Source organism: Nonomuraea sp. ZG12, assembly GCF_052068115.1.
Taxonomy (GTDB): Bacteria; Actinomycetota; Actinomycetes; order Streptosporangiales; family Streptosporangiaceae; genus Nonomuraea.
This window is the reverse complement of record NZ_JBQHCW010000022.1, coordinates 58,457-82,435: the sequence shown is the minus strand read 5'-3', so window position 1 is coordinate 82,435 and position 23,979 is coordinate 58,457. Positions and strand designations below refer to the sequence as shown.

Genomic DNA, 23,979 nt, shown 5'->3' with positions numbered 1-23,979 from the left:
CACGGCCATGGATGACGAACACGGAGAGGCGCCGGGGGAGCAGACCCTGCAGTTCCGCGCCCTGACCGATGAGCCGGCGGACCACGACGCCGCCCAGCCACCCACCGAGGCGAAACCCGAGGTGGACGCAGAGGTGGACGCAGAGGTGGACACAGGCGCGGACGCAGAGGTGGACACAGGCGCGGACGCAGAGGCGGAGGAGATTCCCGAGCCCGAGAAGCCCGAGGACGCCGCACCTGTGGTGGAGGCGAGGCCGTGGGCTTTCGCCCCGTATGACACGCGGTCCGAGGCCGATGACGCCGCGTCCGAGGAGTCCGGGGCGGCGGCGGCCGCGTTCTCGGCTTTCGTGGCTCAGGCCGAGCGCAGGAGCGCCGCGCCTGTGGCGGAGGTCAGAGCGTGGGCGTTCGCGGCGCAGGATGCGAAGTCCGAGGCCGATGACGCCGCGCCCGAAGATGCTGAGGAGGAGTCTTCGGAGCAGGAGGCCCCGGCTGCGGAGTCCGACAGCGAGGGCACGGCCGCGAGCTCCGAGGACGAGTTCGCGGCTGAGGGGTCCGAGGGCGAGATCGCGGCTGAGGGGTCCGGGGCGGGCTCCGTACCTCATGAGGGTGTGGCCGAGGGGACGTCCGACGGGCCTGGGGCGGCGGCCGAGCAGGAGGAGGAGCTGCCGGCGGAGGCCGCGCAGGCGCTGATGTCGGCCATCGGCGCGCTGCGGGAGAGTATCGCGGGGCTGCGGTTCGGGCTGGACCTGCCGGGGGCCGACGAGGCCAAGCAGGAGCGTGCCGACCTGCTGGCCCAACTTGAGGACTACGTGCTGCCGAGAGTGCGGATGAAGGCCGCGCCGGCGCTCATCGTGATCGCCGGCTCGACCGGCGCGGGCAAGTCCACGCTGGTCAACTCGCTGGCCGAGCGCAACGTCTCCCGCACCGGCGTGCGGCGGCCGACCACCGGCGTGCCCGTGCTCGTCTGCCACCCCGACGACGAGAAGTGGTTCGCCGAGGGAGAGCTGCTCGGCGGGCTGCGGCGGATCGACAAGCCCACCGCCGACGCCGGCCTGCGCAGCCTCATGGTGGTCGCCACGGAGAAGCTGCCGCAGGGCGTCGCGCTGCTCGACACCCCTGACATCGACTCGGTGGTCGAGGAGCACCATGAGATCGCGCACCGCATGCTCGACGCGGCCGACCTCTGGATCTTCGTCACCACTGCCGCCCGCTACGCCGACGCCCCCGCCTGGAACCTGCTGCGCCTGGCCAAGGAGCGCGGCGCCAGGCTCGCTATCGTGCTCTCGCGGGTCCAGCCCAAGGCGCGTGACGTGGTGCTGAAGCACTTCGTCCGGATGCTCACCGAATACGGCCTGGGCGAGATCGAACGGTTCGTCATCAGCGAGTCGAAGGTCGCCGACGGCAAGCTGCCCGACAGCGAGGTGACCGACCTCCGGCTCTGGCTCGCCGAGCTCTCCGTCGACGAGGCGCGCCGCGCCCTCGCGGTCAAGGAGACGCTCAACGGCGTGCTCGACAGCTTCCGCACCCGCGTTCCGGCGCTCGCCCGGCACCTGGAGACGCAGGTCGCCCTCCGGGGCGATCTGCGCGGCGACGTCGACTCGGCCTTCAGGGGCGCGCTGACCGAGATCGACAAGGCGTTCAGGAGCGGGACGCTGATCCACGGCGAGGTGCTGGCCCGCTGGCAGGACTTCTCCGGCTCCGGCGACCTGATGCGCTCATTGCAGCTCCGCAGGAACGGCAGGGCGGGCAAGCAGGCTTCCGAACGGATCATCGCGTTCCGCGCGGCGCTGCGCGCGGGTCTGGAGTCGGTGATCGTCGCCGCCGCGAACCGGGCCAGCGAAGAGGTCATCGGCCGTTGGAGGCACCGCGCCGAGGTGGGCGCCTCCATCGGCGAAGGGATGGACAAACCCTCCGACGACCTGCTCCGGCACGCCGGCCGGGCCGTCGCCGCCTGGCAGGAGCACGTCACCGAGCTGGTGCGTACCGAAGGCGTGGCCAAGCGGTCGGTGTCGAAGCTGGTGTCGTTCGACGCGGACTCACTGTCGTTGATCTTCATGGTGGCGATGTTCAGCGGAGGCAGGGCCGAAGGAGTGCCGCACCGGCTCGTCAAGGCGCTGCTCGGCGCCGAGTCGCTGCGGGGCATCGGCGCCAAGGCGCTCAGCGATCTGAGGGCGAGGATCGGGATGCTGTTCGACGAGGAATCCATGCGTTACGTGCAAGCGCTCGACTCCGCCGGGATTCCGGACGAGTCCGCCGCGACCCGCCTCTACCAGGCGACGTACAACCTCGAGGTCGCACGATGACCGTAGCCACCTCCAAGCCGGGGCTGGCCCCCAGGCTGTCCGCGCTCACCAAGGTCGTCGAGCTCGGCCCCGGCCGGCTCGACCAGAAGCTGCTCTCCGAGGCCGAAGGGCTGCTGGTGCTCGCGGGCGACCGGCTCAAGCTGTCGTCGGAGCACACCGTGGTCGCGCTCGCGGGCGGCACCGGCAGCGGCAAGTCGTCGCTCTTCAACGCCATCTCCGGGCTGGAGCTCTCGCCCACCGGCGTGCGCAGGCCCACCACGGCGCGCACGCACGCCTGCGTCTGGGGCCTCGAAGGCGCGGCGCCGCTGCTCGACTGGCTGCAGATCCAGTGGCGTCACCGCTTCGCCAGGGCCAGCGCGCTCGACAAGGGCGAGAGCCAGCTGCACGGGCTCATCCTGCTCGACCTGCCCGACCACGACTCCATCAGGGCGCTCACCGACACCGAGGCCGACCGGCTGATCGGCCTGGCCGACCTGGTGGTGTGGGTGCTCGACCCGCAGAAGTACGCCGACGCCTCCACCCACCGCCGCTACGTCACCGAGCTGGCCGGGCACGACGCGGTCACCGTGTTCGCGCTCAACCAGGCCGACCGGCTCGCTCCCGAGGAGCTCGCCGAGCTGGTCATCGACCTCAACGACCTGCTCCGCCGCGAAGGCGTCGAACACCCCAGCGTGGTGCCCACCTCGGCCGTCACCGGCCGGGGCGTGGAGAGCCTCAAGAGCGTCGTCGCGGGCGCCGTCTCCCGCCGCCGCGCCGCCATCCACAAGCTCGAGGCCGACCTGCACCGGCTGGAGCAGCGCCTGGTCAAGTCCATGCCGGTCGGCGAGGCGCTGGCCGCGCCCTCCTCCGTCGACGAGGCCCGCAGGATGGGGCTCACCGACGCGCTCTGCGACGCCGTCGGCGTCCCCGCCGTCGGCGAGGCGATGGAGAACGTGTACGCCGAGCGCTCCAACCGCTGGGTCGGCTGGCCGTACCCGCGCTGGGCCGACAAGCTGCGGCCCGACCCGATCAAGAGCCTGCGCCTGGAGGACGTCGGCGACGAGATCCGCGGCATCACCACCGGCTCGGTCAGCGCGCAGTCGGCCGAGGTCACCAACGCGGTCCAGGCGCTCGCCGACGGGCTGTCGGTCGGGATGCACCCCGTCTGGAGCACCGCGGTGCACCGGGCGGCCCGTTCCCAGCTGGCACAACTGCCGCAGGCGCTCACCACGAACCTCACCGAGGTGGCTCCGCAGCTCGACCGGGTGCCCGGATGGTGGCGGGCGCTCAAGGTGTGGCAGTACGTCCTCGTCGCGGCGTTCGGCCTCGGGGTGGCCTGGTTGCTGGCCGGGCTGCTGCTGCCCGGCGCTCTTCCCGCGTCGCTGCAGCTGGTGGGCGATACCGGGGCGCTGCCCTGGGTGGGGCTGATGACCCTTTCCGTGCTGGGACTCGGCGCTCTGTCAGGCATCGCGTCACGCAACTTCGTGGAGCTCGGGGCGTCCAAGGAGCGAGAGCGGCTGGAGCGGGAGATGCGCCGCCGGGTCGCCGGGATCGCCGAGAAGATGGTGGTGGAGCCGGTGGAGGCGGAGCTCACGCGTCACCACGCGTTCTACTCGGCCATGCGGGGGCTGTCGGGCTGAGCCCGCCAGGCCGGTGTCGTCCACAGGACTTGCGCCGGTTGCGGGCTCTGTCCACAGAGTGTCGTTCGGTCGCCCGGGAGGACGGACGCCTGGGGCACCGTGTGTCCAGGTCGCGGGCGTACGGCCCGCCGCATGGGAGGCAACGGGATGAACGACATCTACATCACGCTCACCGGCAACGTCGCAGCGGAGCCACGGCAGCACACCTTCGACGACGGCGTCAAGGTGACCTCCCTCAGGGTCCTCACCTCGCACCGCTACTTCGACAAGAAGCTGGGCCAGTGGGTCGACGGGGAGAAGGTCTGCTTCGCGGTCCGGTGCTGGCGCGCCCTGGCCGAGAACGTCGCGCACTCGGTCCGGGTCGGGCAGCCCGTCGTGGTCTCCGGCAAGCTCCGCATCCGCGAGTTCGAGCAGGAGGGTGAGCGCCGGTTCATGCCGGAGGTGGACGCGAGCTCGGTGGGCCACGATCTGCGCTGGGGCACCGGCACCTTCGCCAAGCCGGAGCGTGGCGGCGCCGCCGCCGCGGTGAGCAGGGAGATGCGCGAGCGTCTGGACGAGGAGACCCGCGACTGGGCTTTGGGCGCGGCCCGCCCCGGCGGACGCAGAGGCGCTCTCGAACCGGTGCCGGATCCCGTGTCGAGCGCCGCGGTGACCGCGGAGCGTTCCGCGGCCGACGGGCCGGTGCCCGAGAGCGCCACGATCCGCATTCTCGGCGCGGACGACGACAAGGACGGCGAAGACGCCGAATGGCCCACCGAGGAGCGCGCGGCGGCATAGTCACCGGAGGGGAGTCGCCGACGGTGCGCATCACGGCTGGGCGCGGGTGTGCCGTCGGAGGAGAAGGGCGGAGGGGGCACCGGCCGGTGAAGCGGCGGCTGAAGCGTCCGGAGAAGCGGCCGATGGTGTTGCCCGTGAAGACGGTCAGGGCAGCTGTCAGGTCCAGGTAACGCCCCGCACCATGTGTGCTCCTTTCCCGAATGGCTCCGCTCGCGGAGTGAGCGGTGTCCTATTACCGACCACATGACACATGTGGTCGCTCCGCCCAACGTATCGGTTCCCATCGCACATCGCACACTCCGCAACTATTGTGTTACCGAGGGTTCGCACAAGGCTCCGGCCTCACTTCGGGTCGGGGATGGGTGCCGTTCCGGTCGGAGGATGGCTCGCCGGTAGGTGAGCCATCCGGAAGTGCGTGGCGTAGGACATGGACGGTCGCGTGAGTCGGTGCCGTTGGTCGATGTATGCCGCTTCGGTGTTCGCCTGCTGTGATCATGGATGGGGCGTTAATATGTTCGAGTTCACTAAACGTATGCAAAGAATTACCCTTAGTGGGGAACGCGTCGTGTAGGGGTGGTGTGCGGTGAAGCTGCGTTACAGCTATCGGCTGTATCCGGACGCGTCCCAGCGGGGGTCCTCGGCTCGGTTGTTCGGGCGTCTCCGGGCGGTGTGGAACGACGCGCTCGCCCGGCGCAAGGCGGCGTGGACGGCCGACCGGGCGCGGATCAGCGGTACGCGGTTGCAGCAGTCGCCAAGGGATCTGGACGTGGCCCACGAGAACTGCCATAGCTGCGGCTGGAGAATCGGGAAGATCAGCATGGCCGTCCGCGCCTGGGACTGCCTCTCCTACGGTGAGCACCACGACTGTGACGTCGCCGCAGCGCTCGACATCCTGGCCGAAGGCATCCGCCTGAAGACCCAGAACAGCCCCGACCACTCGAACGGCCTGAACGACGTGAGGTGGATGAAGGACGTGGCCGCCGGGCCGGCGGGCACCCGAAACGACTGTGCAGGGCAGGTAAGACCAGGCGAGGCGATCCCGACCCTGGCGCCGCCCGAAACCTCCACCGCGCAAGCGGCGTAGAAGCAGCAGTGAACACCCCGCCGCGAGACGGGAGATCCCCGCCCTTCACGGCGGGGAGAAGTCGAACATCGTTAGTGAGGAGGGAGGCGGGATGGTGACAGCCGGTCACGCCTCGACGAAACCCCGCGACGGTGTGTCAACGCTGGCCGGTCGCTGGCCGTTCCTCGGCCAGCGCCGGTCGCTCGTGGCCTACATCAGCGTCATCGTCATGCTCGACTTCGCGGCGATCGTGCTGTTCGGATCCGCCACCGAGGTCCGGTTGCCGGACGTGCTGACCTTCGTCGCCCTGATGAGCTGTGGTGCGGTCTGCATCGAGGCCACCAGACGACTCGGCATGCCCGCCGGGGTCTCACGTGACCTGCTCTCGGCCTGGTGGCTGCCGGTCGCGCTGCTGCTGCCGCCGGTCTACGCCCTGTTGGCGCCGATCGTGCTGCAGATGCTGCTGCAGGTGCGGGTCCGCGCGACGGTCCTGCACCGGCGGGTGCTGAGCTCGGCCGCGATCGGCCTCGCCGGCTGCGCCGCCTCGGTGGCCTTCCACCGGCTGGTGCCCGACCCGGGAGTGCTGTCCCACGGCAGCGCCGTCCCGATCCTGTACGCGGTCGCCGCCGCCCTGCTCTTCGCCCTCATCAACACGGCGCTCGTCGCCGTCGCGGCCCACATGGCGGATCCCGACTCCCGCTGGCGAGAGGTTCTGTGGAACCGGGAGAACATCCTGCTGGACGTGGTGGAGCTGTGCCTCGGCATCACTGTGGCGATCGGCTGCCACCTCAACCTCATGCTCCTCCTCCTCACACTTCCGCCGGTCGTCCTGCTCCAGCGCAGCCTGCTGCACGCGCAGCTGCAGGCCGCTGCTCGCACCGACGCCAAGACCGGCCTGCTCAACGCCGCCGCCTGGCAGCGCGAGGCCGACACCGAGATCGTCCGGGCCAGGCGCACCGGCCAGACCCTCGCCCTCCTGATCATCGACATCGACCACTTCAAGCGGGTCAACGACGCCCACGGCCACCTCGCCGGGGACCAGGTTCTCATCGGCGTGGCCGGGATGCTCCGCAACCTGGTGCGCGAATACGACGTGGTGGGGCGCTTCGGCGGTGAGGAGTTCGTCGTCCTGCTGCCCGGGGCGGACCTTCCCGAAGCCCGCCGGGTGGCCGAGCGGCTGCGCACCCGCATCGGCCGGATGGCCGTCCCCGTCGACGAGGCGGTGATCACGGTGACGGTCTCGGCGGGCGTCGCCCTGATGAGCGTCCACGGCGACGACCTGATCGAGCTCCTGGCAGCGGCCGACCTGGCCCTCTACCGAGCCAAGGAACTCGGCCGAAACCGCGTCTGCATCCCAGCCGTCCCCTCACCCCCACCCCGCCTGCCAGGAGAAACCCCCGCCTGAGCGGGTTCTGCGGGGAGGTCCCACCTGAGGTCTATGACCGGTCCCGCCGGCAGACCTTTCCGATCCGCCCCGCTGTTCTTGTCTGCGAAGGGCGGTGGAAGGTGGAGGGGCGGTGGAAGGTTGGGCAGGGTTTGCGGAGGGGTTGTGAGGCGGGTGGGTCGCGGTGGGGAGGTGGGCGGCGGAAGCCCGGGTCGAGAGCCCCTAAGCTAGATACCATGCCGGAGTACATCTACACGCTGCAGCGCGTCCGCAAGGCCCATGGCGACAAGGTCGTTCTTGACGACGTCACGCTGTCGTTCCTGCCAGGAGCCAAGATCGGCGTCCTCGGGCCGAACGGCACCGGAAAGTCGACGCTGCTCCGGATGATGGCCGGCCTGGAGCACCCGTCCAACGGTGACGCCAAGCTGATGCCGGGCTTCACCGTGGGCATGCTCCAGCAGGAGCCCCCGCTCAACGAGGAGAAGGACGTCCTCGGCAATGTGCAGGAAGGCGTCGCCGAGACGATGGCGATGCTCCAGCGCTACAACGACATCGCCGAGCAGATGGCCACCGACTACAGCGACGCCCTGCTGGAAGAGATGGGCAAGCTGCAGGAGCAGCTCGAGCACCGCAACGCGTGGGACCTCGACAGCCAGCTCGAGCAGGCGATGGACGCACTGCGCTGCCCGCCGCCGGACGCCGACGTGACCATGCTGTCCGGTGGTGAGCGCCGTCGCGTCGCCCTGTGCAAGCTGCTGCTGGAGGCCCCAGACCTGCTGCTGCTGGACGAGCCCACCAACCACCTCGACGCCGAGAGCGTGCAGTGGCTGGAGCAGCACCTGGAGAAGTACGCGGGCACCGTCCTGGCCGTCACCCACGACCGCTACTTCCTCGACAACGTCGCGACCTGGATCCTGGAGCTCGACCGGGGGCGCGCCTACGCCTACGAAGGCAACTACTCCACCTACCTGGAGGCCAAGGCCGCGCGGCTCAAGGTCGAAGGGCAGAAGGACATCAAGCGCAAGAAGCGCCTGGAGGACGAGCTGGAGTGGGTGCGGTCCAACCCGAAGGCCCGCCAGACCAAGAGCAAGGCCCGCCTCGAGCGCTACGAGGAGATGGCGGCCGAAGCCGACAAGCATCGCAAGCTGGACTTCGAAGAGATCCAGATCCCGCCGGGCCCGCGCCTGGGCACCACGGTGATCACCGCCGACGGCCTCACCAAGGGTTTCGACGACCGGCTGCTCATGGAGGGCCTCACGTTCGACCTGCCGCGTAACGGCATCGTCGGCATCATCGGCCCCAACGGCGTCGGCAAGACCACGCTGTTCCGCATGATCATGGGCAATGAGACGCCCGACGGCGGAGCGATCGTCGTGGGAGACACGGTCAAGATCTCCTACGCTGACCAGAGCCGTGGTGGCATCGACCCGGGCAAGAACGTGTGGGAGGTCGTCTCCGACGGACTCGACTACATCAAGGTCGGCCACGTCGAGATGCCGTCCCGCGCCTACATCGCCGCGTTCGGCTTCAAGGGGCCCGACCAGCAGAAGAAGGCCGGAGTCCTCTCGGGCGGCGAGCGCAACCGGCTCAACCTGGCGCTCACCCTCAAGCAGGGCGGCAACGTGCTGCTGCTGGACGAGCCCACCAACGACCTTGACACCGAGACCCTGTCGTCCCTGGAGAACGCGCTGCTCGAATTCCCGGGCTGCGCGGTCATCACCTCCCACGACCGCTGGTTCCTCGACCGCATCGCCACCCACATCCTGGCGTGGGAAGAGGGCTCCAACTGGTTCTGGTTCGAGGGCAACTTCGCGGACTACGAGAAGAACAAGATCGAGCGTCTGGGCGCCGACGCCGCCCGTCCCCACCGGGTGACGTACCGGAAGCTGCACCGCGACTGATCCACTGACTAAGACGTCGTAAGCCGAATCCCGTACGGAGAAACTCGCCGTGCGGGATTCCGCGTTCTGGGTGACCCCTTGAGGGCCGACGGCTGCTGGCTAGATTAAAGTTCTAGGATCAGCTACCGGAGGAGCCCGCGTGGATCTGGAACTGGACGGCATCGAGGTGGCCTTCGATCACACGGCCGTGGCCGCGCCCCGCATCAGGGATCTGCTGCCCGTCTACCGCGACCTGCTCGGCGGCGTGCATCTCGGCGGCGGTGGCGACAACCGGGCGAGCGGGTTCCGGAGCCTGCAACTCACCTACGCCAACGGGAGCAAGGTCGAGCTGATGGAGCCGCTGGCCGGGTCCACCTTCTTCGACAGCTTCTTCGAGCTGACCCGTGGCCGGGGTGGGGTTCACCATCTCAACTTCCATGTGAGCGACCTCGACGCGGCCGTGGCGTTGATGTCGGCGCGGGGATATCGGCTGCACGGGCTGAACGTGACCGATCCGCGTTGGCGGGAGGTGTTCCTGCATCCGAAGGAGGCGCACGGTGTGCTGATCCAGCTGGCCCAGCCCGGACCGTGGGGCGGCGAGCCTCGCCCGACGCTGGAAGAGGTGCTCGAAGGGCGTGGGCGCAACGGCAACGGTGTGTCCAGCCCCTGAGAATCAGAACGCCGAGCATGACGATTTCCCATGGCACGCAAGCCCTCAAGCCGGACGGCGCAGACCTGTAAGGGCATGCCGCAGGCGGCGCGGGAGGTCTTCGGTGAGCACGGGTTCGCCGAGGCGAGCGTCGCCGGCCGCCCACGAGCAGGGCGTCCGCCAAGTGTGGCGCGGGCCCAGCAGTCGGGGGTCGAGGACCCGGTCGAGTCGCTCATCGCCGGCGCGCGCACCTGGCTCGACGGCGCGTGGGAGCGGCGTGACCTGGTCAGGCTGGTCATCGACGGCGACGGGCCGCCCGGCTTCGAGCTGATCCGCCGCGCCCGTGGCAGGGCGTGGGTCCGGCGGAACGCCGTGCTGATCGTCTCGGGTGGCGACCCGCTGGATCGGTTCACCGTCACGGTGCTGACCCTGATCCGCCGCCTCGACCCGCTCACCGTACGGGAGTGACCCCTGAAGGGCCCGGAGCAGGGGCGCCCAGGACGAACCGGTACGGTTGCCCCCGTGGTTCAACACTCCCTCGCACAGCGTCACGTCTTCCCTCGCATGGTGAGATTCGCGGACATCGACTCACAGGGTCATGTGAACAACGTCCGCTTCCTCGACTACCTCGAAGACGCCCGCCTGGGAATGCTGTACGTCGATCGGCAGAAGGCCGGGGACACCCCGTTCAAGGGCCTGGTGGTGTCCCGGCACGAAATCGACTACAAGCGGCCGCTCGGCTTCCGCGCCGAGCCGGTCAGGGTGGAGACGTGGGTGACGGACCTCCGGGCGGTGCGGTTCACGCTGGAGTACGAGATCCGCGACGAAGAGGGGCTGTACGTGACCGCCAAGTCGGTGCTCGCGGCCTACGACGTGGAGCGCGAGGCGCCGCGCAGGCTCACGGCCGACGAGAGGTCGTACCTCCGTCGCTTCATCAGCGACTGATCCCCAAAAAGCTGCCTCGCTCATGAAAAATCGTGACATGAGGCGCTGGGTGATGCTCGGCCTCGGGGTCAACGCGCACGCCGGCGTCACCCTTGGGCTGTCCGGTCTGCCGCTCGTCATCCCCGACCTCCAACGGCACTTCGGCGTGTCCCTGCCGGTGGCCGGGATCATCGGCAACGCCCCCGGCATCGGCATCCTGTTCGCCCTGGTGGCCTGGGGCGCGCTGGCCGACAGATACGGCGAGCGCCTGGTGCTGGGCCTGGGTGTGGGTCTGGCGGCCGTGCTGTTCGCCGCGGTGGCCTTCGTCGAGCAGATCTGGGCGGTGGTCGCGCTGCTCGCCCTGGCCGGCGCCTCGGGCTGTGCCGCGCTGGTCGGCGGCGGCCGGATCGTGCTGCGCTGGTTCCTGCCGCCGGAGCGCGGGGTCGCCATGGGCGTGCGCCAGGTCTCCTACACGCTCGGCATGGCCGCGGCCGCTTTCATCCTGCCGCCGGTCGCGCGCGCCCACGGCATCTCCGGCGTGCTGATCGTCTGCGCGGGCACCTGCCTGCTCGCGGCGGTGCTGGCCGCCGTCTTCCTGGCCGACCCGCCGCACGCCGCCGGCCGGGCGGGCGGCGGGCCGGCCGCCTCTCCCTACCGGCAGCCCGCGCTGTGGCGGGTGCACGCCACCAGCGCGCTGCAGGTGGTGCCGCAGGTCGTGGTCGGCACGTACGGTGTGGCCTGCCTGGTCGGCGTGTACGGCTGGGACGGCGTCGAGGCCGGGCAGCTGTTCGGCTTCGCGGCCGTCGGCGGGGCGGTCATCCGGGTCGCGGTGGGCCGCTGGTCCGACGTGACGGGCCTGCGGATGGCGCCGCTGCGGTTGCTCACCCTGGTCGCGCTCGGGGTGCTGGCCCTGCTGGTGCTGGGTTCCTTCACCCGATCCTGGCTCGGCGTCGCGATGCTGGCGCTGGCTTCGCTGATCACGGTGGCGGGCAACGGCCTGGCCTACCTCGCGGCGGGCGAGCTCGCCGGCCCGGCCGCGGCGGGCCGCGTGCTCGGCACCCACAACACCGTCCAGAACTCGGTGGTCCTGGCCGTGGCGCCGCTGGCCGGGCTGCTGATCACCGGCGTGGGCTACTGGGCGGCGTTCGCGGCGGGGCTGGTGTGCATGCTGATCTCGGTGCCCGTCATCCCGGTCCGCGGCGAGCGCGACGGGTCGAACGCGGCCCCTACGTGACCTCGCGGTGCAGCCAGACCGCCTGGTCGGGCGGCAGGCTCCGGCCGTCGAGCGGGCCGCTGGCCAGCAGCACGCGCTCGTGCGGCGGAAGTCGTACGGGCTCGGTGCCGCAGTTGAGCGCGCAGACCAGCGAGCCGCGCGCGAAGACCAGCACGTCCTCGGGGGAGTCCAGCCATTCCAGCTCGTACGGGACGGTCCGCACGAGTGTGTCGCGGCAGGCCAGGGCGCGCCGGTAGAACTCCAGCGTCGAGTCCGGGTCACCGGCCTGCCGGTCCGCGCTGAGCACCGCGAAGGAATCCGGCTGCGGCAGCCAGGGCGCCACGCCCCGGGGGGAGAAGCCGTGGGAGGTGCCGCTGGACGACCACGGAATCGGCACCCGGCAGCCGTCGCGGCCGGGCAGTTCGCCCTTCGACTGGATGTAGACGGGGTCTTGGCGTGCTTCCGGTGGAAGATCCTCTACCTGAGGGAGGCCTAGTTCCTCCCCTTGGTAGAGATATGCCGACCCGGGAAGTGCGAGCATTGTGAGCAATGCGGCTTTTGCCCGTGAAAGTCCGGTGCCAGGGTCGGCGGTGTCGTAACGCGTGCGGTGCCGTACGACATCGTGGTTGGACAGCACCCAGGTGGCGAACGGGACCGTCGCCAGAGTGTCGTCGATGACCTCCCTGAACGCGGTCGCCGACCAGGGTGCGAGGAGCCAGGCGAAGTTGAAGCTCTGGTGCAGCTCGTCCGGGCGTACGTAGCGGGCCAGGTCCTCGGGGCTGTCGGTCCACACCTCGCCGACGGCCATCCGCTCACCCGGGTAGCCGTCCAGCAGCTTGCGCCAGTCGCGGTAGACGCCGTGCACCTCCGGCCGGCCCCAGACGGGCGAGGCGGCCTTGAAGGACTGGTCCTGGACGTCCGGCAGCCCCTCCGCCTTGAACAGCCCCATCGCCACGTCGATGCGGAACCCGTCGACGCCCCTGTCCAGCCAGAACCGCAGGATGTCCAGGAACTCCGCGCGCACCTCGGGATTGCGCCAGTTGAAGTCCGGCTGGCTGGGCGCGAACAGGTGCAGATACCACGAACCGTCCGGCAGCTTCGTCCACGCCGGGCCGCTGAAGGTGGACTGCCAGTTGTTCGGCCGGTCGCGGAAGATGTAACGATCGCGGCCCTCACCCCGCAGCGCGGCCTGGAACCACGGATGCTCGCTGGAGCTGTGGTTGGGCACGACGTCCACGAGCACCTTCAAACCGAGCGCGTGCGCGTCGGCGACCAGTGCGTCGAAGTCGGTCAGCGTCCCGAACAGCGGATCGACGTCGCGGTAGTCCGCCACGTCGTAGCCGCCGTCGGCCATGGGAGAGGTGTAGAACGGGGTCAGCCAGATGGCGTCGACGCCCAGTCGCTTGAGGTAGGGCAGGCGCTCCCTGGCGCCGGCCAGATCGCCGACGCCGTCTCCCGAGGCGTCGGCGAAGCTGCGTACGTAGATCTCGTAGACGACGGCATCACGCCACCAGGGGATATCCATGTGGCGTTTTCTGCCCGCTATGTCGGTGAGTTCACCAGGCTCTGGGCGGCGTAGACCAGATAGTCCCAGAGCCTCTTGTCCTGCTCCTCCGTCAGCTCCAGCGTGTCGACGGCATCGCGCATGTGCTTGAGCCAGGCGTCGTGCTCGGCCTGGCCGATGACGAACGGCACGTGCCGCATGCGCAGCCTCGGGTGCCCGCGCTGCTGACTGTAGGTGTTGGGCCCGCCCCAGTACTGGATCAGGAATCCGCGCAGCCGCTCCTCGGCCCCCGTCAGGTCCTCTTCGGGGTAGAGAGGGCGCAGCAGCGGGTCGTCGGCCACCCCTTCGTAGAAACGGTGCACGAGACGGCGGAACGTCTCCTCGCCACCCACGGCGTCGTAGAAGGAGGTCTCAGTCACGGCCCCAGCCTATGCGGTGGGCACCATGGCGATGTCCGCGGAGTCCAGCGCCGACTTCACCCGCAGCCGGAGCTCCCGCGCGACCTCGGCCTGCTTGGCGGGCAGCGTCTTGGCCGACAGCCGGAAGACCAGCATGCTGTCCGACAGCTGCTCCACGCCGTAGACCTCCGGCGGCTCCACGATCATCGCCTCCCGGAACTCGGTGTCGGCCCAGATCTCCTCGGCCACATGCTCCAGCAGCACCCGCACGGTGGCGACGTCGCTGGTGTAGGCGACGGGGACGTCCATGTAGGCGCGCGACCAGCCCTGCGACTCGTTGCCGACGCGGGTGATGGTGCCGTTGCGGATGTACCAGACGCGGCCGTCGGCGTCACGCAGCCGGGTGACGCGCAGGGTGACCGCCTCGACGGTGCCGACCGCCGTCCCGGTGTCGATCACGTCGCCCACGCCGTACTGGTCCTCGAGCAGCATGAACATGCCCGCGATGAAGTCCTTGACCAGCTCCTGCGCGCCGAAGCCGATGGCGACGCCGAGGATGCCGACGCTGGTGAGCAAGGGGGCGATGGGGATCGTCAGGCGGTCCAGCACGGTCAGCAGGGTCGTGCCGATGATGACGATGGTGGCTACATGCTTGAGCACCGAGCCCATGGTCTCGGCGCGCTGCTTGCGGCGCTCACGCAGGAGGGCGTCGATGCCCTCGGCCGGCGCGCCCCTGCGGAAGCGGCTGGCGAGGGGGCCGCTGGCCGCGGTGCGGGAGACGACCCGGGTGATCAGCCGGTGCACGACGTTGCGGATCACGAACCCGAGCACCAGGATCAGCACGACGGTGATCAGGCTGGCCACCAGCGGGGCCCACGTGGCGTTGTTGAACAACCCGGCCAGGGTGGAGCAGAGGACCGTGTCGTTCGAGCAGAGGTCCGCTATCTGACCACTCACATCGCCGAAGCTGGGGAGCTCGGATGCCGGGGGTGTCTGCGACGGTGCCGGTGTAGCCAGCAGTGACACTGGACGGGTCCTCCTCGAAAGCGGTTCGGTCGGCGGTATGGGGGGGCCGTATTCCGCACCCAAAAGATACCGCCGACCGAACCGGCCGCCGTCACATCACGCCGGGGAAGACGGGGTCGTCAGGCTCCTGGGCCGCGGAGGGCGGAGCCTGACGCTCCGATGACGGACGGCTCGGCGGGGACACGCACCCGGAAGCGTGTCCCGTGCCGTTTCCGGGAGGGGGCCCCCGAAGCGCTCCGCGGGCGAACCCGGGAGCGAGTCTCTCCATACGGTCACTCTCGGTGACGAAAACGCGTGACGAAATCGGAGGCGGCGGGATGGCCAGGGCCCCTGCGAGCAGGGAACCCTCCGCACCGGCCACCCCGCCGACCTCGTGAAGCCGCGGTGGTCGCGGTGAGCCGTGGTGGCTGCGCTCCACCCGGATCACCGCGTCGTCACTCTCCCACTGCGGCGAGCACGCGAGCGACCTTGGTCGCCGCACCAGCCGGGTCCTCGACCGTGTGCATCCGCTCGCCCCAGGACCAGCAGTACCACCAGTCCGGGAGCTCGGCGACCTTGGCCGGCCGACAGGTGACGTTCTCGGACAGGCTGGTCGCCTTCGGGTTGATCACCCGGACGAACAGCCGGCCGCTCTGGGTCCGGACCACTCGTGCGATGAACCCACGGGCGTCGAGCTCCGACACCAGGCGCTCCAGATGTCCGAAGTTGTCGTCCCCCACCTTTCGTCCCCTCCTCAGAGAATCGATGCTGGTGGGCCAAACATGACTCATGTCAGCGGTGCGCGCAACGAGGCCCCCGGACCCTCGGGGAGTCGCATTCTCACTCATAGGTTGTAAGAAACAGTCCGCCGGAGGACGATCCTTATCCGTACTCTTCAATAGGACGTTTTCAAGCTGCCATGAATGGTTCATAGTCATGGCAAGGCGGACTGCAACCTAGACGCTACGCAGAGTGACTAGAGTGTAAAGCCGGTCAGGACACAGGTTGTGGAAGGGGCCGGAATGTCCGGCAGACAGCACAGGGAGACGGAGATGGCCCGGCGGATCAGAGCCAAAGGGCTCGCCACCGGCCGCTCCGCCGCCCAGATCGCCGAGGAGATCCACGAAGTGTGTGGACCTCAGTTCGGCACTACCAAGATCAAGGGGCATCGCCTTTCGTACGGGATCGCGCTCGCCGACGTGATCGAACAGGTCAGAGCCCTGTTCGAGCGCGACGAGAAGCCGCCACCCGGCATTGGCGAGACCCTTTTGTCCGCCTATGAGAGTGGGCTCAAACGGCCGGGCCCCGAATACCTCCACTATCTGTGCACCGTCTACCGCGTGGAGCCTGCCTCCCTCGGCTATGACGGGCCGTGCATCTGCGGGCACGGCCACCGGATGCCGGGTGTGGTCGGCGGCAACGATTTGCAGGGGCGGCATGGCGCGGCCCTGGCGGATCCGCCCGACATCGGGACACCGCCGCCTCCCGCGGATCAGAGCTTCGAGAGCGAGGAGGATGAGAACGTCCTCCGGCGCACCCTTTTACAGCTTCTGTCCAGCAACCCGAGCGCGGCCAAGCTCGACGGCCCGGTGCTCGGCGCTTGCGAAGGCATCAGGAGGCGGATGGACCGCACCCTCGTGTCGGCCACCGTGTCTCCCGCCATGCTCGACCAGTGGGAGGAGGCGACGCTCAGCTTCGGCCGGCAGTACACCACCACCGCCCCGCTCCGGCTGCTGTGCGACGTGCTGCTGGAGCTGAGCTCCGTGCGCACCGCCATGTGCCGACGTCAGCCGATCGACCTGCAGGAGCGCCTGTGCCGGATGGCCGCCCAGCTGTCCGGGCTCAGCGGCATGATCATGATCAATCTGGGTGACCACCGGCTCGCCCGCTCCTTCTTCCGCACCGGGCGCACCGCCGCCGACGAGACCGGCGACCGTGCCCTGCGCGCCTGGGTCACGGCTCGCGAGGCGCTCGTCCCCCTGTACTACGGGGACGCCCGCGAGGCGCTCAACCTGGCGAAGAAGAGCCGTGACCTGGCCGGCCAGACGCCGTGCGCCGCGCAGGCCATGGCACCGGTCGTCGAGGCCAGGGCCCTGGCCATGCTGTCCGGCACCGACAGCAAGAAGGAGGTCGTCGACCAGGCCAAGCGGGCGCTGGCGCGGGCCCGTAACGCCTTCTCCCACATGAAGGCCGGGGACCAGGAGGACGCCGCGTTCGGCTACACCGAGAAGCAGCTCTACTTCTACCAGGGCGACGTGCTCACCAAGCTGGGCCAGACCCTGGAGGCCGAGGTCGTGCTCGACCAGGCCCTGGACAAGTACCAGGACCACATCCTCGACCAGACGCTCATCAGGCTCGACCGGGCCCAGTGCCGCCTGATCGAGGGCGACCTCGCCGACGCGCTCGACACCGCCACCGAGGCGCTGCGGCTGCTCGGCCCGGAATACCGCACCGACTTCATCATGCGCCCGGCGCTCGCGCTGGAGCAGGCGGTGATGGCGCGGGACGCCAACCATCCCAAGCTCGCCGTCTACCGCGAGCAACTGCGGCCGCCGCAGCCGCTCCTGGGCGAAGGGATCGGCGGTGCATGAAGCTGAAGATTCGCCGCTATCGCTGGTCTGACCTCGACACCATTCTCGCCCTGCACCAGATCTGCCTCGCGGAGGTGGGTCTGGTGCCCGGCGACGGCGTCTACTACGACGACGACTTCCCGCTCATCCAGGAGCTCTATCTCGCCTGTGGCGGCGACTTCCTGGTCGGCGAGGTGAACTCGCGGGTGGTCGCCATGGGCGGGCTGAAACCCGTCGACAGGCGGACGGCCGAGGTGTGCCGGTTGCGCGTGCACCCGCACCACCAGCGGCGCGGCTTCGGCGCCGCCATGCTGGCCGCGCTCGAGGACCGGGCGGTGGAGCTGGGCTTCCACAGCCTGTGCGGCGACACCACCCTCAACCAGGGCGCGGCCCTGGCGCTGTACCAGCGCCAGGGCTGGCAGGAAACCTCGCGCCGCCAGGTGGGCGGGCTCACGGTCATCTACGGCGAGAAGCGCCTGGAGTCGGCGAGCCGCTGAGGCCCCCTCCCGCGTGTGCGCCGGTACACCTGATGCGCTGAAAGAGATATGTCGGGTATGGCGGCTTTGGCGAGCGGTGAGGATATGGAAGTCAGGGCCTACTAGTGAGGCTCTTCACTCCAGGTGGTAGAGGAACATCACCACCGGTTCACTGTCCAGTGGCGGCTGCGAACTGTAGTGAGATGCTTCCGGCATGGCAGTCGTGCCCGTTCCCCGGCCCCTGACGGGAGTCGTGCTCCTGTTGTTCGTCAGCGCGGCCTGGGGGTCGGCCTTTCCGCTGATGAAGGATCTCATACACCGGTTACCAGTGGACGATCTCCTCGCCGAGCGCTACACCATCGCGGCCGTGACGCTGCTCCTCATCCGGCCCGGCTGCCTGCGGGGGCTGTCACGGACGGTGTGGGTCAACGGCATCATCCTGGGCGTCATGTTCGGGGTCGGGCAGGGCGCGCAGGCCGTCGCGCTGAACGGCCTGCCCGCTGCGGTCTCCGGGTTCGCGGTCGGGACCAGCGTGGTGATCACGCCCATCATGGCCCTGGTCCTGTTCAGGGTGCGGGTGCCCGGACGGGTGTGGGTCGGGGTGCTGCTGGCGCTGGCCGGCATGACCGTGTTCACGTTGCTGCGCGGGGTGGAGGGCAACGCCTTCTCGCTGCCGGCGCTCTGGGCGACGCTCTCCGCGGCCGCCCTCTACTCGGGGCACACGCTGCTGCTCGCGCGGATGTCGAGGACGGGCGAGACCTTCAACGCCTACGCCCTCACCGTCGTGCAGCTCGGCACCATCGGACTGCTCACCGGCGGGCTGGCCGTGCGTGACGGGATCACGCTGCCGGCCGACGTGATGGACTGGGCGGGGCTCGCGCACCTGTCCGTCGTCTCATGCGCGCTGGGGTTCCTGGCTCGCTCGTACGGCCAGACGCACGTGCCGGCCGTCCCCGCGGCGGTGCTGATGTCCTCGCAGCCCTTCTGGGTGGCCGCGATCGCGGTGATCGGGTACGGCGAGCAGATCGGGTGGAGCATGCTCGTCGGCGGCGGGCTGATGGCGGGGGCGATGCTGCTCGCCGTGCCGTCCGGGGCGCAGCTGGACGTGCCGGATCCGGAGCGCCGGCACCTGCTGATCGTGACCCGCCGCGCCTCCCGCGTGCTCGGCGAGCTGAAGATCAAGCGCGACGATCCACTGAAGCCGGACGGCGCGGACCCGCCCGTGGCCCCGACTCCGTCCGCGAAGTCCGCCTGCTCGCACACCGAGGCCTGTCCCTGGAGCACCCGAGCGGTCAAGGGCTCCGGGGAGCCCAGCCTGGAGCGGCTGATCGAGCGCGCGACCCACATCGTGCGGTCCCAGAGCCAGTCGCCGCCCGGCTGCTGCCAGTCGATGACGGTGCTCGGCCGCTGTCTGTGCGAACTGATCGGGCAGTCCGATAAAACAAGATCGGGGGCGAGATCATGCTGGTTTCGGTCCCAATAGGGCATATATCACCATGAATTATCAAGCGCTTCTTATTCATTAGACTCCTCTTATCCGTACATCAATCTTGATAAATCTTGGGGTGTCCGAATAATAGATAAATACCCCCAATGAAGAGGTGCATCATGAAGCGCATCGCCGTCCGCAAGCCCGGAACCGCGAGGCTCAGCGGGACCTCCAGCGTCATTCACAAGGGGTGAGAGAGGGAAGGTCTCACCTCAGGGCGCAGGGCGCTCCGCCCGCGCCCACCGAGGACGAGCGGTCGCTGATGCCCATGATCGACGGACATCGGCGGCCGCGCGGTCCCTACACGGTCGGGGCGGCCCTGTTGGGACACCTGGTCCCGGCCGCCTTGGAACGGTCCGGGAGCCTGGTCGCCGCGTACGACATCGAGATCCGGGCCGTCGCGCCCGGCCTCCGTGACCTCGTACCGGCCAGGCGGGCCACCCTCGGCGCGGACCTGACCGACGACGAGCGCATCCTGGTGCCCGCACCCCGCCGCACGCTCAGGCTGGCCAACGGGATCGCGGAGTTCGTCCGCGACGTGGTGCCGCCCGGCCGCACTCTCGTCGTCTGCAACGGCGCGCAGGCCGATCCCACGGACGTCGAGCTGCTCGACGTGCTGATGCGCAGGATCCCGCCGTCCGTCCTGGAGATCACCGTCTACCTGGGCGGGCCGGAGCCGCCCCCCGACGCCCGCGACGCCGACGGGCTCTGGGCGATCGTGGACCGCGGCGTACAAGAGGGGTTTCTGCATGCGGTGGTCGAGCTCGCAGAGCGCGGGCTGGCGCTGAGCGAGCCGGGCGGCGAGCAGTGGTGGCGTTTCGCGCAGCGCGCCGCGACGGCGCTCGGCGGGCTGGGCCGCCGGGAGGAGGCGCGTGAGCTGTGGGAGGAGGCGCGCAGGTCCAGTCAGGACCCGGCCGTGCACGCCGCCGGCGCCTACGGGCTGGCCATGCTCGACGCCCGCCACCCCGACCCGGCACAGCGTGACCTCGGCCGGGCCCGGGGCTGGATCAACGAGGCCATCGCCATCTCCACGCTGCTGCCCGACCCCCTGCAGCGAGCGTTCAAGCTGGGCTTCGACCGCAACGGGCTGGCGCTGATCGAGCTGCGGCAGGGCCGCGCCCCTCAGGCGCTGGCGCTCGTGGAGTCGGCCATCGAGCTCGCCCGCGAGCTGGGCGACCGGCATCCGCTGCACCGCATGGTGCTGCTGGCCAACCGGGCGCAGCTGCTGGCCGCGCTCGGGCGGGGCAAGGAGGCCCTGGAGGACTGGGCGGCGGCGATCGCGATCGATCCCATGTTCCCCGACTCCTACGTGGACCGGGGGAACCTCCTGTTCGAGCTGGGCCGGCACCACGAGGCGCTGGCCGACTACGAGGCCGCGCTGCGGGTCGGCCCACCGCTGCCGGAGGCCCACTACAACCGGGCCGAGCTGCGGATCGTCCAGGGGGACGTGCCGGGCGCGCTGGCCGACCTGAACCGGGTGATCGACCTGGATCCCGGCTACGTGGACGCCTACGTCAACAGGGCCGGCCTGCTCGCCTTCCTCGAACACGACGAGGAGGCCAGGGCCGACGCCACGACGGGCCTCGCGCTCAGCCCCGGCAACCCCCACCTGCTGACGGTCCTCGGTCAGCTCGAAACAGGGGCGGGCCGGCTCGCCGAGGCCAGACGGGCGCTGGACTCGGCCATCGAGCGGGCTCCCGGGCTGGCCGCCGCCTGGGGCAACCGCGGGGTGCTCCGCTACGCGGCGGGCGATCCGGAGGGCGCGGTGGCCGACCTCACGCAGGCGATCGGCCTGGATCCCCAGCCCGACCTGTACGTGAACCGCGCCGTGGCCCTGCGTGCCCTGGGCCGTACGGCGGAGGCGGAGGCCGACGACGCGCGCGCCGCCCAGCAGCCTGGTTGACACCCGGCCCGCCCTGAGCAAGTGTTCCCTTTACGGAACAACAGGAGGGAAGCGTCATGCGGCCGAACTCCCGCTTCGCCGACGTGCAGCCGTTCGACATCGACCAGGTCGCCGCCGCGGCCGGCGCCGACCCCGACGTGCTGCGGATGGAGAACCTCGACACCGACGTGCCGCCCCCGCCCGCCGCCGTCCAGGCCACCCGTGCGTCGCTCGCGGAGGGCACCGGCAACAGCTGGCTGCCCTTCACCGGCCTGCCCCAGCTCTGCGAGGCGGTATCGGCCGATCTGCGCGTCCGCACCGGAGTCCACTACGACCCGCTGCGGCAGATCGTCATCACCTCGGGCGGCACGTCCGCCGTCATGCCCGTGCTCCTGTCCACGACCGAGCCCGGCGACTCCGTCGTCCTGACCGACCCCACCTACGCCGGCCTGCTGCAGCGCGTCCGCCTCGCGGGCGCCCGGCCGGCCCTGGTGCCGCTGCGGGTGATCGACGGCTACTGGCGGCTGGACCGGCAGGCCCTGACCGAGGTGACGGCCGCGGCGGCGCTGCTCCTGATGAGCCCCTCCATGCCGTCGGGCGTGGTCTTCGACGAGCAGGACTGGGCCGCCGTCGCCGCGACCTGCGAGCGCACCGGGGCCTACCTCGTCCACGACGCCGCCATGGAGCGCATCGTCTACGACGGGCACCCCCGCATCAACCCCTGCCGGGTCGACGGGCTGGCCGAGCGCACGATCGTGATCGGCTCGATGTCCAAGGAGTACCGGATGATCGGCTGGCGCATCGGCTGGGTCGCGGGACCGGCGGACATCATGACGCGCATCAGGATGGCGGCCATCTACAACACCACCGTGGCCAGCGGCTTCCACCAGCTCGGCGCCGCCGCCGCCCTGACGGATCCCGCCGGAGCCGGGGTCGACCAGGCGGTGGCCGAGTACCAGGCGCGCCACGACAAGGTGATCCGGCAGCTGGCCGGCCTGCCGGTGGTCCGCGCGGCCGGCGGGTGGTCCTGCCTGGTGGACGCCGAACGGCTGGGCCTCACCGCCCAGGACCTGTCCGCCCGCCTCCTGGACAAGGGACGCGTCGCCGCCACCCCGATGACCGCCTGGGGCGAGGCGGTGGCCTCCCGTTACGTCCGGCTGGTCTACAGCGCCGAGCCCGTCGAACGCTTGAGCGAACTGCGCGCCCGCTTCGCCGCCGCCCTCGGCTGAACCCCGGCGGTCGCTGGAAACGCTCCGCACAGCGGCTACGGTTGAGCGGTGGGGTACAACGAGCTGCTACGTGATCTCCAGCGGGGGGCGAGCGCCCAGGCCGCCGGCATCAGCCGTGGCCACGGCGGGCCGCCGCCGCGCACGGTCAGCGCCCGCTCAGGCCTGCACAGAATGCGCTGCGCCTCCCTGCTCAAACCGCTGTACGCGTGGGTGACGGCCGCGCGCATCCCCGACGCCGAGCGCTGGCGGCGCCACGCCGAGCCCGCGGTGGTCATCTCGTCCAACTCCGACACCCGCAGCCTCTGGCTCGCCGTCGGCCCGCTCGTCATCCTCGACGACATCTACCAGCGCACCGGCGTCGCCTGGCCGATGCACAACGCCGACCCCTCACGGTTCGGCTCGATCGAGGTGGCGGCCGACGAGGTCGCCACGGCCTATGCGGCGCTCGCCCAGGCCGCCTTCGCCGGCGATCCCGTGGCGGGCAGCGTCCTGGAGTGGATGCGCCGGGTGGAGGGCGACCAGACCTACGGCACGCGCCAGGCTCTCGGCGCGCCCGAGGCGGGGATCAAGTGCGGCTGGTTCGGCGAGCCGGACGAGACCTGCCTGCGCACCCACGCCGTGGCCGTCCTCCCGGACGCCGGCACCCGGGCCACCGTCGTGGTGGCGCTGACCGCCCAGCCCTACACCGACGCCCGCAAGCGGGAGGTCTACCACACGAGGGTGGCCCAGGGGCATTCGGTCGAGGCCGAGCACGAGAAGGCGTCGGGGCCGCTGCTGCGCGACCTGATGGCGATGACCCTGTCCGAGCTCGGCCACGGCGACGACCGGTGACAGCCGGGGACAGTGCGGGCGTGCGGCTCACGGTGCTCGGCGGGTGCGGGGCGTGGCCGGCGGCGGGCCAGGCGTGCAGCGGCTATCTGGTCGAGTACGACGGCTTCCGGGTGCTGATCGACCCCGGCTACGCCACCCTGCCCAGGCTGCTGGCGTCCACGGCGGCCGAGGAGGTGGACGCGGTCCTGGTCAGCCACGGCCACCCCGATCACTGCGCCGACCTCAACCCGCTGCTCCGCGCCCGCGTCCTCGGCGCCGCGCCGCCGCCCGCGCTGCCCGTGTACGCGCCGCCGGGTGCGCTGGACGCGGTGCTCGCGCTGGATCGGCCGGCCATGCTGGCAGGCGGCGTCGAGCTGCTGGAGTTGACGCCCGGCCGGCCGTGCGAGGTCGGGCCGTTCCGGCTGGACGCCTGGTCGCTGCCGCACCACGTGCCTAACGCGGGGCTGCGGCTGACCGGCGGCGGCCGGGTGATCGCCTACACCGGGGACACCGGGCCGGCCGACGAGCTGGTGGACCTCGCCAGGGACGCCGACCTGCTGCTGGCCGAGGCGACGTACCCCGAGTGGGTGCCCGAGGAGGACGCCCGCCATCTCTCGACGGCCGCCGACGCCGGCCGTACGGCGTCCTCGGCCGGTGCGGCGCGGCTGCTGCTCACCCACCTGTGGCCGGACACCCCGCACGAGCCCGCGCTCGACGCGGCGACCAGGTCCTACACCGGCCATCTCGCCGTCGCCACCGCAGGCCACACGGTGCACCTGTGAGCGAAGCCGCCGTCTGAGCGGGA

General features: G+C 70.4%; 21 protein-coding genes. 17 read left to right on the top strand and 4 right to left on the bottom strand.

Going from position 1 to position 23,979, the window contains the following annotated elements:
- Window positions 1-7: 7 nt before the first annotated feature.
- The 10 genes from ACTMTF_RS38340 to ACTMTF_RS38295 all read left to right on the top strand — a co-directional run bounded on the left by ACTMTF_RS38340 (window position 8) and on the right by ACTMTF_RS38295 (window position 11,832).
- Window positions 8-2,302 (top strand): GTPase, encoded by a 2,295-nt coding sequence (locus ACTMTF_RS38340; RefSeq protein ID WP_441115039.1) that lies wholly within the window; start codon window positions 8-10, stop codon window positions 2,300-2,302.
- Window positions 2,299-3,921 carry an ABC transporter gene (locus ACTMTF_RS38335; RefSeq protein WP_397016455.1) on the top strand — a complete coding sequence of 541 codons (1,623 nt, stop codon included), beginning with the start codon at window positions 2,299-2,301 and terminating at the stop codon, window positions 3,919-3,921. Before ACTMTF_RS38340 ends, ACTMTF_RS38335 begins: the two co-directional genes overlap by 4 nt.
- A 147-nt stretch (window positions 3,922-4,068) precedes the next feature.
- Window positions 4,069-4,698, top strand: a complete 630-nt coding sequence (locus tag ACTMTF_RS38330) for a single-stranded DNA-binding protein (protein WP_441115038.1) — start codon at window positions 4,069-4,071, stop codon at window positions 4,696-4,698.
- Between the two features lie 583 nt (window positions 4,699-5,281).
- Window positions 5,282-5,782: a helix-turn-helix domain-containing protein gene (locus ACTMTF_RS38325; protein ID WP_441115037.1), complete on the top strand. Its 501-nt coding sequence runs from the start codon at window positions 5,282-5,284 to the stop codon at window positions 5,780-5,782.
- 91 nt (window positions 5,783-5,873) lie between these two features.
- On the top strand, window positions 5,874-7,166 hold the full coding sequence (locus tag ACTMTF_RS38320; protein ID WP_441115036.1) for a GGDEF domain-containing protein: 1,293 nt from the start codon (window positions 5,874-5,876) through the stop codon (window positions 7,164-7,166).
- Window positions 7,167-7,381: 215 nt separating this feature from the next.
- Complete coding sequence (ettA, locus tag ACTMTF_RS38315; protein WP_441115035.1) at window positions 7,382-9,046, top strand: energy-dependent translational throttle protein EttA; 1,665 nt, start codon at window positions 7,382-7,384, stop codon at window positions 9,044-9,046.
- A gap of 139 nt (window positions 9,047-9,185) precedes the next feature.
- The gene (locus ACTMTF_RS38310) at window positions 9,186-9,695 is read left to right on the top strand and encodes a VOC family protein (RefSeq protein WP_441115034.1); all 510 of its coding nucleotides are present in this window, start codon (window positions 9,186-9,188) and stop codon (window positions 9,693-9,695) included.
- 30 nt (window positions 9,696-9,725) lie between these two features.
- Entirely contained in the window at window positions 9,726-10,142 is a 417-nt protein-coding gene (locus ACTMTF_RS38305; protein WP_441115033.1) for a hypothetical protein, read from the top strand.
- Window positions 10,143-10,238: 96 nt separating this feature from the next.
- Window positions 10,239-10,619 carry an acyl-CoA thioesterase gene (locus tag ACTMTF_RS38300; protein WP_441115032.1) on the top strand — a complete coding sequence of 127 codons (381 nt, stop codon included), beginning with the start codon at window positions 10,239-10,241 and terminating at the stop codon, window positions 10,617-10,619.
- A gap of 37 nt (window positions 10,620-10,656) precedes the next feature.
- Entirely contained in the window at window positions 10,657-11,832 is a 1,176-nt protein-coding gene (locus ACTMTF_RS38295; RefSeq protein ID WP_441115031.1) for an MFS transporter, read from the top strand.
- Here the strand turns inward: ACTMTF_RS38295 and ACTMTF_RS38290 are convergent.
- The 4 genes from ACTMTF_RS38290 to ACTMTF_RS38275 all read right to left on the bottom strand — a co-directional run bounded on the left by ACTMTF_RS38290 (window position 11,825) and on the right by ACTMTF_RS38275 (window position 15,458).
- Window positions 11,825-13,336: a glycoside hydrolase family 13 protein gene (locus ACTMTF_RS38290; RefSeq protein ID WP_441115030.1), complete on the bottom strand. Its 1,512-nt coding sequence runs from the start codon at window positions 13,334-13,336 to the stop codon at window positions 11,825-11,827. The genes ACTMTF_RS38295 and ACTMTF_RS38290 overlap by 8 nt on opposite strands.
- Before the next feature lie 17 nt (window positions 13,337-13,353).
- Window positions 13,354-13,734 carry a globin gene (locus ACTMTF_RS38285; RefSeq protein WP_397016473.1) on the bottom strand — a complete coding sequence of 127 codons (381 nt, stop codon included), beginning with the start codon at window positions 13,732-13,734 and terminating at the stop codon, window positions 13,354-13,356.
- 9 nt (window positions 13,735-13,743) lie between these two features.
- Window positions 13,744-14,670 carry a mechanosensitive ion channel family protein gene (locus tag ACTMTF_RS38280; RefSeq protein WP_441115029.1) on the bottom strand — a complete coding sequence of 309 codons (927 nt, stop codon included), beginning with the start codon at window positions 14,668-14,670 and terminating at the stop codon, window positions 13,744-13,746.
- Window positions 14,671-15,173: 503 nt separating this feature from the next.
- Window positions 15,174-15,458: a hypothetical protein gene (locus ACTMTF_RS38275; protein ID WP_397016477.1), complete on the bottom strand. Its 285-nt coding sequence runs from the start codon at window positions 15,456-15,458 to the stop codon at window positions 15,174-15,176.
- A gap of 282 nt (window positions 15,459-15,740) precedes the next feature.
- Here ACTMTF_RS38275 and ACTMTF_RS38270 point away from each other — a divergent pair, with 282 nt between their 5' ends.
- The 7 genes from ACTMTF_RS38270 to ACTMTF_RS38240 all read left to right on the top strand — a co-directional run bounded on the left by ACTMTF_RS38270 (window position 15,741) and on the right by ACTMTF_RS38240 (window position 23,956).
- The gene (locus ACTMTF_RS38270) at window positions 15,741-17,309 is read left to right on the top strand and encodes an XRE family transcriptional regulator (RefSeq protein ID WP_441115028.1); all 1,569 of its coding nucleotides are present in this window, start codon (window positions 15,741-15,743) and stop codon (window positions 17,307-17,309) included.
- On the top strand, window positions 17,306-17,785 hold the full coding sequence (locus ACTMTF_RS38265) for a GNAT family N-acetyltransferase (protein WP_441115027.1): 480 nt from the start codon (window positions 17,306-17,308) through the stop codon (window positions 17,783-17,785). The genes ACTMTF_RS38270 and ACTMTF_RS38265 overlap by 4 nt, the downstream gene beginning before the upstream one ends.
- A gap of 193 nt (window positions 17,786-17,978) precedes the next feature.
- Window positions 17,979-19,247, top strand: a complete 1,269-nt coding sequence (locus tag ACTMTF_RS38260; protein ID WP_441115026.1) for a DMT family transporter — start codon at window positions 17,979-17,981, stop codon at window positions 19,245-19,247.
- 274 nt (window positions 19,248-19,521) lie between these two features.
- Window positions 19,522-21,156, top strand: coding sequence for a tetratricopeptide repeat protein (locus ACTMTF_RS38255; protein ID WP_441115025.1), 1,635 nt, complete (start codon window positions 19,522-19,524; stop codon window positions 21,154-21,156).
- A gap of 56 nt (window positions 21,157-21,212) precedes the next feature.
- On the top strand, window positions 21,213-22,364 hold the full coding sequence (locus ACTMTF_RS38250) for a pyridoxal phosphate-dependent aminotransferase (protein WP_441115024.1): 1,152 nt from the start codon (window positions 21,213-21,215) through the stop codon (window positions 22,362-22,364).
- A 48-nt stretch (window positions 22,365-22,412) separates the two neighbouring features.
- Window positions 22,413-23,195: a hypothetical protein gene (locus ACTMTF_RS38245; protein ID WP_441115023.1), complete on the top strand. Its 783-nt coding sequence runs from the start codon at window positions 22,413-22,415 to the stop codon at window positions 23,193-23,195.
- A 20-nt stretch (window positions 23,196-23,215) separates the two neighbouring features.
- Window positions 23,216-23,956, top strand: coding sequence for an MBL fold metallo-hydrolase (locus tag ACTMTF_RS38240; RefSeq protein WP_441115022.1), 741 nt, complete (start codon window positions 23,216-23,218; stop codon window positions 23,954-23,956).
- Window positions 23,957-23,979 lie beyond the last annotated feature (23 nt).